General features: G+C 44.8%; 9 protein-coding genes. 4 read left to right on the top strand and 5 right to left on the bottom strand.

What is annotated here, in order from left to right; genetic code table 11:
* The first annotated feature begins 215 nt into the window (after nt 1-215).
* From putA to putP, 3 genes are all read left to right on the top strand, one after another.
* A complete protein-coding gene (gene putA, locus ACYFDN_RS13260) occupies nt 216-3,368 on the top strand; it encodes a bifunctional proline dehydrogenase/L-glutamate gamma-semialdehyde dehydrogenase PutA (RefSeq protein ID WP_483511505.1) in 3,153 nt (1,050 codons plus the stop codon).
* A gap of 1 nt (nt 3,369) precedes the next feature.
* Nucleotides 3,370-4,068: a hypothetical protein gene (locus tag ACYFDN_RS13255; protein WP_483511504.1), complete on the top strand. Its 699-nt coding sequence runs from the start codon at nt 3,370-3,372 to the stop codon at nt 4,066-4,068.
* 80 nt (nt 4,069-4,148) lie between these two features.
* Nucleotides 4,149-5,645, top strand: coding sequence for a sodium/proline symporter PutP (putP, locus tag ACYFDN_RS13250; RefSeq protein ID WP_016402819.1), 1,497 nt, complete (start codon nt 4,149-4,151; stop codon nt 5,643-5,645).
* 112 nt (nt 5,646-5,757) lie between these two features.
* On the opposite strand, the gene ACYFDN_RS13245 is transcribed toward putP, so the two are convergent.
* Nucleotides 5,758-6,087, bottom strand: a complete 330-nt coding sequence (locus tag ACYFDN_RS13245) for a YggL 50S ribosome-binding family protein (RefSeq protein ID WP_483511503.1) — start codon at nt 6,085-6,087, stop codon at nt 5,758-5,760.
* A 106-nt stretch (nt 6,088-6,193) separates the two neighbouring features.
* The gene (locus ACYFDN_RS13240; protein ID WP_483511502.1) at nt 6,194-7,408 is read right to left on the bottom strand and encodes a DUF3644 domain-containing protein; all 1,215 of its coding nucleotides are present in this window, start codon (nt 7,406-7,408) and stop codon (nt 6,194-6,196) included.
* A 533-nt stretch (nt 7,409-7,941) separates the two neighbouring features.
* On the opposite strand from ACYFDN_RS13240, the gene ACYFDN_RS13235 reads away from it, so the two are divergent.
* Nucleotides 7,942-10,620: a polysaccharide lyase 6 family protein gene (locus ACYFDN_RS13235; RefSeq protein WP_483511501.1), complete on the top strand. Its 2,679-nt coding sequence runs from the start codon at nt 7,942-7,944 to the stop codon at nt 10,618-10,620.
* A gap of 57 nt (nt 10,621-10,677) precedes the next feature.
* On the opposite strand, the gene ACYFDN_RS13230 is transcribed toward ACYFDN_RS13235, so the two are convergent.
* From ACYFDN_RS13230 to ACYFDN_RS13220, 3 genes are all read right to left on the bottom strand, one after another.
* Nucleotides 10,678-12,114, bottom strand: a complete 1,437-nt coding sequence (locus ACYFDN_RS13230; protein WP_483511500.1) for a right-handed parallel beta-helix repeat-containing protein — start codon at nt 12,112-12,114, stop codon at nt 10,678-10,680.
* A 361-nt stretch (nt 12,115-12,475) separates the two neighbouring features.
* Nucleotides 12,476-13,435: a GGDEF domain-containing protein gene (locus ACYFDN_RS13225; RefSeq protein ID WP_483511498.1), complete on the bottom strand. Its 960-nt coding sequence runs from the start codon at nt 13,433-13,435 to the stop codon at nt 12,476-12,478.
* Between the two features lie 218 nt (nt 13,436-13,653).
* Nucleotides 13,654-14,589 (bottom strand): alpha/beta fold hydrolase, encoded by a 936-nt coding sequence (locus ACYFDN_RS13220; protein ID WP_483511497.1) that lies wholly within the window; start codon nt 14,587-14,589, stop codon nt 13,654-13,656.
* Between the last annotated feature and the right edge of the window lie 71 nt (nt 14,590-14,660).

Genomic DNA, 14,660 nt, shown 5'->3' with positions numbered 1-14,660 from the left:
GGTAGTAGAGTTATTGTCATTCCCTTATCGCGAGTTCAGGTTAAATAGATTGTTAAACGCTTGCTTCGCTTTTTGTTCATCAACAGAGAATTTCGAAAAAAACGCGGAGTTTTTCGAAATACGCGACGCCCAAAGCGCTCTACAATCGGCCTCTAAATAACAAAGCCGTAACATCCTCTGTCCCCTCGCAGAGGATGGCAACACGAGGACCCAGCATGCACAACACTATGCAACTCGATGCTAAGGCCATGACCCAAGCTTCGTTTATTGAGCAGCCCTTAACCAAGGTTTGGCAATACATTTCGCCGCTTTACGCTGTAAACGAATCAAGCTGGTTAAGCCAACTTATCCCACTCGCTAAACCTAGCCCAAATGAATTAACCCAAACTACGGTATTGGCCACTCAACTTATCGAGCGAGTTCGCGCCGACAAAAATGCCGTGCAAATGATCGACGCCTTACTGCTTGAATACAGCCTAGATACCCGCGAAGGAATTCTGCTGATGTGCTTGGCAGAAGCGCTAATGCGCATTCCCGATAGTGCCACCGCCGACGCGTTAATTCGTGACAAAATGAGCGTGGCAGACTGGAAGTCTCACCTCAAAAACTCAGACTCACTGTTTGTAAATGCTTCTACCTGGGGCTTAATGCTAACTGGCAAAGTAGTGAGTTTAGATACCCCGCAAGATGGCCAAGCCAGCAAGGTGCTCAACAAGCTAGTAAACAAATTCTCCGAGCCAGTGATCCGCCAAGCCATGCATCAAGCCATGAAAATAATGGGGCATCAGTTTGTACTAGGCCGCAATATTCAAGAAGCCTTAAACAATGGCGAGCCTTTGCAACAACAAGGCTTTGCTTATTCTTTTGATATGCTGGGCGAATCGGCCCTTACCCGCCAAGATGCTCAAAAGTATTTTAACGACTATCACCAAGCTATTAGCGTTGTGGCTAAGCAACGTTCAAGTACTAGTGAAGCTCATCCTGCGGCCTCAGTATCAATCAAGCTCTCGGCTTTACATCCTCGCTACGAAGCAGCCAACCACGAAAAGGTACTACAAGAGTTGTTTGATACGGTTTTAGCACTGCTAAAACATGCCCGAGCACAGGATGTTGCCATTACCATTGATGCCGAAGAAGCCGACCGCCTAGAAATATCCTTAAAGCTATTTGCCAAGCTCTACCAGCACCAAGCTGTTAAAGGCTGGGGCAAATTTGGTTTAGTGGTGCAGGCCTACTCAAAGCGGGCATTAGCAGTAATTACTTGGTTGGCTACACTGGCCAAGCAGCAAGGCGATGTCATTCCCATGCGTTTAGTAAAAGGTGCTTATTGGGATAGCGAGTTAAAGTTGTCTCAACAACATGGCCACCACGGCTACCCAGTATTTACGCGCAAAGAAGCCACCGACGTAAGCTACTTAGCTTGTGCTCGACTGCTACTTAGCGAGCATATTCGTGGGCTTATTTACCCGCAGTTTGCCAGCCATAACGCACAAACTATTGCGGCGGTGTCGGCGATGACGACTCACCAAGACTTTGAGTTTCAGCGCTTACACGGCATGGGCGATGCGCTATATAGCCATGCCAAACAACTGCTAAATAGCGAAGTACGCATTTACGCCCCAGTGGGCGGCCATAAAGATTTGCTGCCTTATTTGGTGCGCCGTTTGTTAGAGAATGGCGCTAATAGCTCGTTTGTTCATCGCTTAGTAGATGCCCGTTGTCCGGTCACTGATTTAACCGTGCATCCGGTAGATTTATTGCAGTCACGCAGCTGCTTACATAACCCGAAAATAGCCCTGCCTCCACAATTGTTTGGTGAGCAAAGGCAAAACTCCCAAGGCATCGCCACCGACATAGAAAGCGAATGGCAGCCCTTTGAGCAACAAGTCAGCCAGTTTTTAGGCAATCACCAATGGCAAGCCAGCTCAATTATTGAAGGGCAAACTCAAAGTGGCGAACACCATCTTATAACAGCGCCTTACCAACGAACTCAGCAGGTTGGAGAAGTAAAGTGGGCCAATGCAGAACAAGCCTTGCAGGCAATTAATGTAGCAGAACAAGGCTGCCAACTATGGCAACAAACACCAGTAAGCCAACGTGCCAACTACTTGCTGCACTTAGCCGATAAGCTAGAACAAAACATGCCAGAGTTAGTGGCCTTGTGCCATCGCGAAGCGGGCAAAACAGTTTTAGATAGCATTGACGAAATTCGCGAAGCAGTAGATTTTTTACGCTACTACCCGCAGCAAGCCATTCAACACTTTAGCTCACCTATGCAGCAACGCTCGTTTCGTGATGAAGCGCAGCATGTCAGTTACCAAGGGCGTGGCATATTTGTGTGTATTAGCCCTTGGAATTTCCCATTAGCCATTTTTATCGGCCAAATATCTGCCGCCTTGGTTGCCGGTAATTGCGTCGTCGCCAAGCCTGCCGAGCAAACCAGCCTTATTGCTGCTCGCTGTATCGAGTTACTACTAGAAACAGGTATTCCTAAGCAAGTTATCCAACTCATACTGGGCAATGGCGCGTTGCTAGGGCAAACCTTATGCAGCGATAAACGTATCGCAGGTGTTGCCTTCACTGGCTCAACGCCAACCGCGCAAGCCATTAACAAACAACTGGCTAAACGCGATGCCTTACCTGTGCCGTTTATTGCCGAAACCGGCGGCCAAAACGCCATGATCGTTGACAGCACCGCCCTGCCCGAGCAAGTAGTAAGAGATGTACTACGCTCAGCTTTTGCCTCGGCAGGCCAGCGATGCTCTGCGCTGCGGGTATTGTTTATTCAAGAGGATATTGCCGAACGCGTCTATTCGCTGATTGCTGGTGCTATGCAAGAACTGGCCATTGGTAATCCAGAAAAACTAAGTACCGATGTAGGCCCGGTGATAGACCCACAAGCTCAAACAAAACTGCAGGCTCATGTTAGCTGGTTAGAAAAGAACGCTCAGCTCATTTACCAAGTAGCGCTTCCAGAAGATTGCAGCAAAGGCAGCTTTGTTGCGCCGTGCGCTTATCAAATCGAAGACATTGCTCAATTAACACAAGAACACTTTGGCCCTATTTTGCATGTGATTAAATATCAATCAAATCAACTTGATAGGGTGATCGATCAAATAAATCAAAGTGGATTTGGTTTAACCTTGGGCGTGCATAGTCGTAATGAAAGTACCTATCGGCATATCGAGCAGCGTGCTCGAGTGGGTAATTGCTACGTAAATCGAGATCAAGTAGGTGCCGTTGTAGGGGTACAGCCTTTTGGTGGTCAGGGTCTTTCTGGCACTGGTCCTAAAGCGGGTGGCCCGCACTATTTGTACCGTTTTGCTAAGGCGAACATAAGCACTACCCTTGCCCAGCAGGAGCACTAATATGACCACGACTAACAAGGTATTAAAACAAAGTCTTGCAGTGCAAGATGCTTGGCAGCAGCAAACAGTGGCTCAACGTAGCGAGTTACTACTCGCTTGGACACAACTGCTTAGCCAACGAGACCAAAGCTACGCAGAATGCGCCGCAATGATCCGTTTTCAATGCCAACAAGCCCTAGCGCTTATTGCTAACGAGCATGAGCTACAAGGGCCTACGGGCGAAAGCAACCAGCTATATACCGCTGGCCGTGGCTGTTTTTTGTTGGTGGCCGATGAAACAGCCAGCAACGAAGCCCTAGTAGGTTTAATGGCCGCAGCGTTGGTGGCTGGTAATACCGTTATTTGTTGTGCTGCAAATAGCCCGATAGACGAAGTACTGAGCGACCTACTACGTGCAGGCTGCCCAGATAGAGTGGCGCAGCCCTTGGCTTATACCTTGGGACCGCAACTTGCACAAAACAGCCTAGTTGCGGGCATTGCATTAGCAGGCACTAAGCAAAACTGCATCCACTACAACCAGTTGGCGGCAGAGCGAGATGGCCAACTTGCGCAGTTCGTATATGAAACCGATATGCGCAACCTTAGCCAACTCAGTGAACCAACACTTTGTTTGCGCTTTATTACCGAGCGCACACGAACCATAAACATTACCGCCGTGGGTGGTAACGCCAGCCTGCTTGAGCTAGGCAGCGGCGAATAAACCTAAAGGCCTGGTTAGCCATTAGCAGCGACAACCCAAATAAACCAACATGCTGAACTCAGCAATAAAAGGAAAAAGGAATGATTGAAAATAGCTTTGCTATCAGTGCTACATTTATAGCCTATCTAATCGTTATGCTATCAATTGGCATTTACGCCTATAAACGCACCGCCAACTCAGAAGATTACTTCTTAGGTGGTCGCTCACTAGGCCCATGGCCCGCAGCCTTATCGGCTGGTGCATCCGATATGAGTGGTTGGTTACTGCTTGGTTTACCTGGCTACGCTTACGCAGCCGGTATCGAGGCCATTTGGTTGGCCGGCGGCTTACTCGTTGGCACCTGGTTAAACTGGCTGATTTGCGCCAAACGCCTACGCACCTACTCCATCGTGATGGATAACGCCTTAACCATTCCTGAGTTTTTTGCGCGCCGTTTTGAAGATAAATCTAAATTACTGCAATCAATCTCAGCCTTCTTTATCTTGCTGTTTTTCTTGTTCTATACCAGCTCTGGCTTAGTGGCTGGCGGCAAACTGTTTGAAACAGTGTTTGGTTTAGACTACACCACAGCAGTTATTGTCGGCACCATTTGTGTGGTGTCTTACACCTTATTTGGTGGCTTTTTAGCAGTATCTTGGACCGATTTAGTGCAAGGTTTATTAATGGCCGCCGCCTTAATGATAGTGCCAATTGCCGCAATGGAAGGCTCTTTTGGAGACTTAAGCCAAGCCCTTACCCTTAAAAACCCAGAACTACTTAACCTATGGACCGACGTAAAAGGCGAGCCTTTATCGGCCATTGCCATTATCTCGCTAGTGGCTTGGGGTTTAGGTTACTTTGGTCAGCCACATATTTTGGCGCGTTTTCAGGCCACTCGAAGCAACAAAGACATCGGCACAGCCCGTCGCATCGCAGTAAGCTGGACAGCCCTTTCTATGGCTGGCGCACTACTCATTGGTGTAGTGGGCATTTTGTATGTAGATTCTCACCTAGGTGGCGATATTAAAGATGGCGAAACCATCTTCATGCTGTTGGTAAATGCCATTTTCCACCCTGTAATTGCCGGCATACTATTAGCGGCTATTTTGGCTGCAATTATGAGTACCGCCGACTCGCAATTATTAGTATCTTCGTCTGCCTTAGCCGAAGACTTCTACAAACAAGTCTTTCGCCCACAAGCCAGCCAACAAGAGATTGTTAAGGTTGGCCGTATCGCTGTAGTCGCATTGTCGATAGTGGCTTTAATTCTGGCCATGAACCCAGAAAGCTCGGTACTAGGTTTGGTGTCTTACGCATGGGCAGGATTTGGCGCAGCCTTTGGCCCTGCCCTACTACTTAGCTTGTTCTGGAAAGACATGAACCGCAACGGCGCACTCGCCGGCGTAGTGTTAGGTGGCGTAACCGTAGTAGTGTGGAAACAATTAAGTGGCGGCTTGTTCGACATTTATGAAATTGTTCCCGGCTTCCTGTTCGCCAGCATTGCCATTATTGCAGTGAGCAAAGCCACAGGTGGCGCAACACCAGCAATTCATAGCATTCACGCTAAATACGAAAAACAGCTGGTTGAATTAGACTAAGCCGTTAACCACAAGGCAGCTAAATACTGCTAAACAAAAAGCCGTTTACCCAAGGGTAAGCGGCTTTTTTATAGCAATGCGATTTGGCTGTTAATACCAATTACAAAACCGGCTACATACCGTAGTTGGCATCAATCAACTCCCCCACTACAACCTTAGAAGTACGAGCTTGGGCACCTAACCATTGCTCAACAGCCTGTCGGTCTTCCTCAGTAGCCGAGCCATAGCGTTGCTGCGAAGCAACAAACGCAGCGAATTCCTTAGCTGAGCCTCCACCGCCAATAATAAGCCCGCGCGCTTCAACCACTTCGACAAGTTCATCTAAAAACACATCAAAACCAGCTTCTGTTTCATCTAACTCGCAAGCGCATTCAAATCCAAATACTGCGAACTCTTCAAGATATAGCTTCTTGCGCAATCTGCGACTTGTTGTTTTAGTCATGATGTTCTTTAGGTGTAATGCCTTACTAATGGGCACATAAATGCTTGGCTAAAATTAGTGAAGAAGGAGCACGAGCCAAGCGTTTTGCGTCCTTTTGAGTTACTTATTAGATGGCTTGTGCTTTCACCTCTGCCACCTTTTGTTTGTTCTTTAATTCTTTAATTAGAAATTTCACCCACTTCATTGAATATAGGTAATGATCAAACCCTTCAATAAAACTTGAGTACTCACCTTTAAATCTTGCATCGACTTCTCTTGGCCTTGCCTCGTAAAACTTCCAGCACTTTGTATGCAAGGTCATGTTAAAGCCTTTAATCTTCTTCTCTACCAACTCAACCACCTTTGAGGGTTTCAATTTAAATGGATTCTCTATGCCTTTTATAAACGCAACACCTTGCTCATAGTTTTCTATTTCTTCATCACTCAAGTTGTTTACGTTCAAAAACTCTACCGCGATATCTGATGATTTTGCATGATTTCCCAATTTAGGTACTAAGAATGCGCGAATCCGATATTTTTGATTCTGAACAATATCGTCGTTCAGATCATTTCTATAAGTTTCCATATATTCACGAACAATCTTATAGTTTTCTTTTTGAAGTTGTTTTAACGAATCAACCTGGGCTTGCTCGCTAATCCTAGTTAACTGCATTGCAATAGCTAAACTAGCAGTTAGAGCGTGCTCGTCACCGAACTCTTCAACAAGCAAGGTTTCAAAATTATTTAGCGCAGACTGACACTCCCCACATACAGCCAAATCAATTGCAGGTAAGCTACGATGTTCAATCTTATTTCTTAAACCAACTAAAAATTTGATATTGGCTTTTTCTGCATTTGTCTCGCCTTGCCAAAACACATCACAACACTCACTTAGCTCCCAAGCTTTCTCTTCACCATCGATAAATATTGGCTCACCATTTTCTTCTAAATGGAAGTAATTAGAACCACGCTTTTCGAAAATCGCATGAAAAAGTGAAGTGTAAGCAATAACGATGTTTACGATAAAACCATAGGTCTTAAATTCTGTATAAGGGTTGTTGTAAGTTGATACGGCAAGTAAGGCGAATTCTTTTGCTTTATGAACTAGGATTCCTTTAGTTGAGAAATCTTCGGTTTTTTGAAGTTTTTGGCTATGTACACTTCGAAATTCTTCTTTACTTAAATATGAAATCCCTGAACTTGAGTACTGAGTTCCATCTTTTGCTACATATTGATGCCATCGTTTAGAGGGGTAAGTACTGCAGGTACCTTTGCTCCACCCTGTAGCTTCTGCTAACTGAGCAATTGTAAAAGTTTCAGTTTCTTTTTCTTTGGCTACCAAAAACTTATAAGCTAAATCAACTTTATCATATCAGCTCATTATGCGATTCCATTTGCCATTCAACAGCTTATCAGAGGAAAACTTCATTGTTTAAACAAAGAAATTGTCTTGCTTTCACCCATTGTGAAAAACTCAGCCTAACAGCATTTATATGACCAATCAGCAATCTAGAACAAAAAATTGATAAAAAAGTCAGCACAAAAGGATGCAAGCCTTTGTAGAAAGGAGGGATTGAATTACTGAGGTCTAAATAGCTTAAGTCTCAAGCGCTTACAACTACCCATCCGCCTTATTCTTTCAACTCAATCCCCATCTATTTTGTACTACTTATAAAGAGAAATATTTGAGTAAGCGTCAACTAAGCATGAACAAAGCTTTCATCTAAAGGCTTAATAACCCGAGCTTAATCACCAAATCTTTATATGTATTATTAAAATATATTAATACGATCACTTTTTATTGATAACTATTGAGTAAAATGTCGCTTATTGCTTTACCCGCTTACCATTAACAAACAGTGAAAAGGAGATCCCATGTACTTTAAGAAGTACCTGCCAGTTGTTCTTGGCTTAATAGTTGTTGGATGTAATAGCAGTAGCGACTCCCCTGCCACCCCGCTAGACCCAACAGAACCCGTGGACCCGCCGGTAATTGTTGATCCACCAGTTGCCCCAGATCCCACCCCAAACGAGCCTAGCTTTGGCCTACCAGAAGGTGTGTTAACTGTTGCTAGCGTAAACTGTACTCAGGTATTTTTTTCCACTTCGGCCTTAGTAGATGCAGCTTCTAAAGAAATGGACGCAGGAACCACGCTTTGTTTAGCTGATGGCGAATACAGTGGTGATTTTCAACTTAGTTTTGGTGGCAAAGGCACCTTGGAGCAGCCTATTAAAGTAGCTGCCGAACATCCTGGTAAGGCCATCTTAAAAGGCAGTGAAGTAGCGATAAATATGGGCGGCAGTTATGCCCAGTTGCAAGGGCTAATTTTTGATGGCGTGGAATACGGAAGCAACTTAATTGCTACCCGTTTTGGCACCAACGATTTATGCCACAATTGCCGAATTAGCGAAATCGCAATTATTGATGCCAAAGCGCAAGACGACTACGGGATTTTAGTACATATATACGGCAAAGATGTATGGTTAGACCATAGCGTAATTAGCGGTAAAACCGTGCAAAACCCGATGATTTCATTCAACCGCTGGGTAGATGATAGCTGGGATGAAGCCACTAAACTGGCCGAACTTGCTCAAGGCATTGTGGTGTATAACAACTACATTGCTAATCGCCCGCCCGCCAACAACAAGATGTATGCGGGAAGTAGCGACAACGATTATGAGGCCATTCGCACCGGCTTAAGCTTTACCCACCATTACCCTGGTAATTCATTTATTGTGCGCAATGTATTTGAGCGGATCCAAGGTGAAGCCGAGGTTATCTCTAACAAAGGTTCTAATAACGTTATTGCTTACAATACCATTCGCAATAGCTATGGCTCGTTAACTAACCGCCATGGCAACAGCAACAAAATTGAACACAACTTTATTTTAAGTGAAGACTACCCACTAGCTGGCGGCATACGTATTGCCGATGACGGCCACTCGGTAGTGAATAACTACATTGAAGGCGCACGCTACCAAAATACTAGCCACCACGGCGGCATAGTATTATTGGGATACGACGGCGCGGGCGATGGTGATAACGGCTACCAACAAGTAGAAAATGTGCACGTAGCTAACAACACCATTGTTGATAGCGTAAACAGCTTAAATATTGACGGCGGCGGCAAACCGCAGCAGCCTAAAACGGTTTATTTGGCCAATAACCTTATCGATAAAGCCATTGGGCCGGTGATTACCCAAGCTGAGCGCGGCATGCTGCCTGATTCAACCGTGGTAGGAAACATCTTCCACGGGCAGGCCTTTTCTGATGACGACGCGGTGCCGTTAGGCACTGCCGGCATTGAGTTTTACTCGGCAAACTTACAAAGAGGAACTGATGAGCTATATCGCCCTTCGGATAGCTCGCCTAACTTAGATGCAGTAAGTGACTACAGTAAAGGTGATTTTGCTGACGTTAATCTAGATATGGATGGGCAAACCCGCACCGAGCCAAGCAGCGTTGGCGCAGATCAACCGCTAACAAGCAGCGTTAGTTTAAAAGCGCTGAGTTTTGCTGATGTAGGGCCAAGCAGTTATCAAATCAGCAAGCCTCAAGCCACCATGTTAGAAGCAGAGATTATTAATCCTGCCTTTGACGATGAGCTAAACGCCTGGACTAACAACGGTGCTCAAATCGCCGAGGCGAGTGAATCGTTCTCGAGAAGTGCTAGCGCCCAACTTAGTGGCAGTAGCAGCTTAAGCCAAACAGTTCAGTTAAAGGCTAATACCCGATACGCTCTGTCGGCATTTGTAAAAGGCAGTTATCAGCTGGCCTTGGGTGACATAGCAAAGCAAGCAGGCGTAGTTACCGGCGATGACTATAAATGGGTAAGCAGCGAGTTTAACTCTGGCGATGCTACCGAAGCGCTACTTACTTTAAGCCTCCCCGACGCAGTAACCACCGATACCGATTTGGTTGATGGAAACTTAGGTGAATTTCGCAGCAATAGTGGTTCTAGTGATGCTTGGGTACAACACGAAGATAGTGGTGCCGGTTTAGGCGATGTTGGTAGCTCTGGCGATAGCGCATTTAGCGACAGCGGCTCTACTAGTAGTGGCTCGGCGCGGATCCGCTTCAAAAACTCGGCCAGTAATCACGATTTTACTGCCACCCCAGGTTTGAGCCAAACCGTTGCTAATATTCCACTAAACAACGATTTAGAGTACTCGCTGTATTACTGTGACAACAAAGGTGATAGCTCTTTAAGTACCTTACATTACGGTGCAAAAGACAGCACTGGTGCAATAATCGCCCAAGCCTTTGCCCACGTGAAAGACTTAAGCAACGCACCACAAGGCAGCGTTAAAAGCTGTTTTAAACAAGTAACCTTAAGCTTTAACTCTTCTGCACATAGTAGCGTAGAGGTATTTGCTTACATGCAAATTGACACTGCAAGCTACAACGACGCTGCAATTTATGCGCATGAGCAATTTACTGACGACGAATTAGAAGTGCGGATAGATGAGTTTAAACTTAGCTATTCAGCAGCGCCAGATGCTGCTAGCGAAGCTTTTTTTGATGACATTCGATTAATGAGTCGCGAAGACTAACTGCAAAATAAAACAAAAAAGCAGCACCTAGGTGCTGCTTTTTTATTTTAGCTAAGCCTATTGGCAAGTATAACCTGATACAACGTTACCGTTTTTGTCGTAGTACTGCGGCGCATTGCCGGTGCCGTTAAACGAGCTTTGGTTGTAACGAATATTGTTGTTAGTACCGCGTGCAGTGCTAGTACTTAAACCACAAGGCACGTTGTAAAAAGACGCCGTTACTTGGTAAGGGTTACGCGTTGTAAACTGCGAGGCATTATTGTCTTCAACCACTAAGTTAGAGAAGCCAAAGGCTAAAATGGTGTTCTCACCCGTTCCTTTAAAGATGTTTCTAACCAAAGTAATGTTACTGCTAGCTTGAGCATGGTTTAACGGCGCGTGGTGATCTTGAAAGGCCAATACGTTAATACCCGTAGCAAAGTTGCCTGAAGCACCCACGGTAATGGTATTGCTATCTACCACAATATCGCGGCTGTTATGTTCAACATTGATGCCTGCTGTGAAGTTATTCTCGATATCGTCAGACGAGTTAATATCGTCTTCTGTTGTACTCACTGTGTTACCCGCAACAGTTACGTTAGCCACAGTAGCCAAAGCAATGCCAAACTCATTAGCCCCCTCTACAGTGTTTGAGTTGACTTGCGAGCCATTGGCAAACACGACCGGTTTATCACTAAAATGAGCACGGGCTGCTGCATCAAAAAACGGAATATTGGTAAAGCTTGGCGGCACGTAAACCCCGTCGTTGCCGGCATCTACAGAGATCCCTAAACGCACTCGATTACCACGAATACGGTTATTTGAAATGTTTAGTGTTCCGCCGTTAAGCACTACGTTGTTGGCACTTACATTCCACACGTTGTATACCCGGCCAACATCTCGTAGCAGTTCGACACTGCGATTCACTTTAATAAAGTCATTGTTGGTAATCGACAAATTACGTGGAATTAAACCAGAAGACGCTACGCCAACAGCGGTGTTTTCAAAGGTATTGTTTTCGATGGTGATGTTAGCAATTTGCTGGTAAGCATCTTCGTAAGGAATGTTTATTAAGCGCGCATTAGAGTGGTCGTTCCCTGCTTCACTGGCCACTTGGGTATTAGTATTTTGGCCCTTCTCGTCAATTAGCAGCAAATTACGAATAGTCACATTCGAGCTTTGAATATTAAACAAAGGTTGAAAACCATCGTCAGAAGTACGAATGATACGGCTTACGCGAAACCCAGCTGCACCTTGAATAGTTACCGGAGTTTGAATATCAATTTGCTGATCGGTAAATATGCTGCCTTGAATGGTAATCACATCTACGCCGGTGCCGTTGTTGGCTGCATCGTGCAAACGCGCACTTAACTGGCTGGCATTGCTGGCCGTATAGTTAGCGGCATTTGCGCCGCTAGCCAAAGCAACGGTTGCTAGAACCGCAATGGCCGAAGGCTTTAACAAAGCCACTAATGATGATGAAACCTTCCTTGAAGCTTGGTGGCGCTTTAACATGAACTGCATCTCCTTGAGTTAAATTCAAGGCAAAGCTAACACCACACATCAACAAATAAAACACAATTGGATTACCAATTTGATCTTTTGTTAACCTGTCTGCATAAATTTTTATTTGTCTATTGCATTAAAAAATCTGAGACAAGGATCACTATAAAAATCTAAAAACAATGCCAAGAAAAGCCTTTCTTTGGCAATTAAAGCTGCATTAAGCCAGCTTTAAACAATAACACTTTACATTTTTAAGAGGTAATACCAGAGGAGCCGCGTTAGAGATCGACAAAATATTCAAACATATCGATTTAAGAAAAGTCGAATATTTAACAATCAAACAAGAAATTGGTTAACCGCGAGGATATTTCTAGCGCTGGCAACTTTTATGACGATACATTAACTGATCAGCTTGCTCTAACGCGCTGTCGATAGAAGGATATTGAGTAAAGTCCACTTCCAACAGACCGTAACTAAAACATAGTGGGTAAGCGAGCTTATGCTGCTTGGCAGCCGCGCTAAGATCGCTGGCGAATCGTTGTAGTATTTCGGTTGCATCCGCTTCGTTGGTATCGGTAAACATTACTACAAACTCGTCTCCACCCATGCGGGCAAACAGATCAGACTCTCGAAATGAAACACGCATTTGCTCGGCAAATAAACGCAAGGCATTGTCACCTTCAGCATGACCATATTGATCATTTATGGGTTTAAACTGGTCTAAATCCATATAGGCAATAGTAAGTGGGATAACTTGCCTGCGGCACATGGCGAAAGAGTAATGTGCTAGCTTCATAAAGCCACGACGATTAGAAATACTGGTTAATTCATCGGTAATCGCCATTTGCAGTGCAGCCAGTTCTTGCTCCACCATTACCGCTAAATCATCCAGTGCAATTAGGTCATCTTTAGTTAGGCTTTTTGGCTTAGTATCGATAATGCATAAGGTGCCTATCTTCTCTCCATCTGGAGTAGTAAGTGGGTGCCCGGCATAAAAACGAATGTGCGGGTAGCCAGTTACCAGTGGGTTATCTGCAAAGCGCGGATCTGCTAGGGCATCTTCAATTTGAAAGGTATCGTCACCTAAAATGGCGTGACCGCAAAAAGAGATGTCACGAGGCGTTTCACTGGCATCTACACCAAAACATGATTTAAACCATTGGCGGTTTTCATCAACCAAACTCACTAAAGCAATTGGCACATCAAATAGCCGTTTGGCCATTCGAGTAATCCGATCAAAACGCTCTTCTGGCATCGTATCCAAAATATCGAGATCTTTTAAAGCTTTAAGGCGACTTGCTTCGCCAATAGGTGTACTTGGTGCTTGCATAGCTAACTTCTAGTAGGGCAAAAAGTAAACTATAAGTTGATAAATCAACGCTCTAGAAACTTTGTTGCCGTTATCAAATGTTCAAATTTAGTATCTATGGCAATGCTATAAATGGCAAGTTTATAAATAACAAATGTATCTTCATTCGATAACAAAAGTATAAGAGAAGGCGCTCTGACAGCGCCTTCTATAACGAAATAAATAAACCAGCTTGGTGGCTATTTAAGCTTGTTGATAGATGCTAAAAATGTAGCAATGTGCTGATTAACTTGCTCGCTATATTCATACTGCAAAGCGTGTCCTGCCCCTTCAACAGTGACTAACTGACAATGCTCGCCTAAGGCTTTTTGAACCCCCTGCGCTTGGCGATATGGCAATACTTTGTCGGCATCTCCCCACACAACCAAGCTAGGTATATTAGTTTTAGCCACAGCAAAATAAGCATCTAGCATTGGCTCTTGCATCAAACCTCTTACGGTTGCCAGCATTGCTTTTCGGTAGCCCTTGTAGCGCATTTGAGGCTCGAACTGTGCCACCCAATCAAGTGCTTTTTCTAGGTTAGATAAATCGTCTAACTGTCGTTTAGGCAAACTAGGTATCACAAAGCTATAGGCCACATATTCACCGATAATCGGTATAGGCAAAGGCGCAATTTTGGGTGTGGTGGTTAAAGGTGCAAGTAAGATAAGCCCTGCGACTCTATCGGGGTACAATTCAGCAAACCTTACGCTAATCGCCCCGCCCATAGATAAACCTGCTAAATACACTGGTTCATCTATTTGCTGGTCCTCGAGCAACTCCTTTATTTGCTCCACAAACAGCTGCCGAGTATAAGCAGTATTTGGTCTAGCCGAATAACCTCGCCCATATAGATCAACGCTAATCACTTGGTAACCCTGCTTAAGCAGACTATTTACGTTGCGCTCCCAAACATAAGAAAATGCAGAGAATCCATGAATTAGCACAACAACAGGCGCAGTGCGTTGCCCCTCTCGATGAAAGTGAACTAAACCATGGCTAAGTTGTAGGTGTTTTCCGGGAAGGTCGTCGGCGTCAATATCGGCAATTTCAAACACTTCTTGATTGCGATAAAAGGGTAAGGCAAGGGCTGCCACTAGCAGTAAAAATAACAAAAACTCTATTAAATATAGCATCGTCATTCCTCCACTTAAGGGGTAGTTCAACTATACAATAAAGCACTGTAAAAAGGAGTTAGTATTGACGA

It is taken from the genome of Agarivorans sp. D1326, from assembly GCF_056958115.1.
This window is presented reverse-complemented; position numbering and strand designations above follow the sequence as displayed.

Excerpts from the sequence above, each read along its gene's own strand:
- putA (WP_483511505.1), top strand. The coding sequence starts at position 216 with ATGCACAACACTATGCAACTCGATGCTAAGGCCATGACCCAAGCTTCG.
- ACYFDN_RS13255 (WP_483511504.1), top strand. The coding sequence starts at position 3,370 with ATGACCACGACTAACAAGGTATTAAAACAAAGTCTTGCAGTGCAAGAT.
- putP (WP_016402819.1), top strand. The coding sequence starts at position 4,149 with ATGATTGAAAATAGCTTTGCTATCAGTGCTACATTTATAGCCTATCTA.
- ACYFDN_RS13245 (WP_483511503.1), bottom strand. The coding sequence starts at position 6,087 with ATGACTAAAACAACAAGTCGCAGATTGCGCAAGAAGCTATATCTTGAA.
- ACYFDN_RS13235 (WP_483511501.1), top strand. The coding sequence starts at position 7,942 with ATGTACTTTAAGAAGTACCTGCCAGTTGTTCTTGGCTTAATAGTTGTT.
- ACYFDN_RS13230 (WP_483511500.1), bottom strand. The coding sequence starts at position 12,114 with ATGTTAAAGCGCCACCAAGCTTCAAGGAAGGTTTCATCATCATTAGTG.
- ACYFDN_RS13225 (WP_483511498.1), bottom strand. The coding sequence starts at position 13,435 with ATGCAAGCACCAAGTACACCTATTGGCGAAGCAAGTCGCCTTAAAGCT.
- ACYFDN_RS13220 (WP_483511497.1), bottom strand. The coding sequence starts at position 14,589 with ATGCTATATTTAATAGAGTTTTTGTTATTTTTACTGCTAGTGGCAGCC.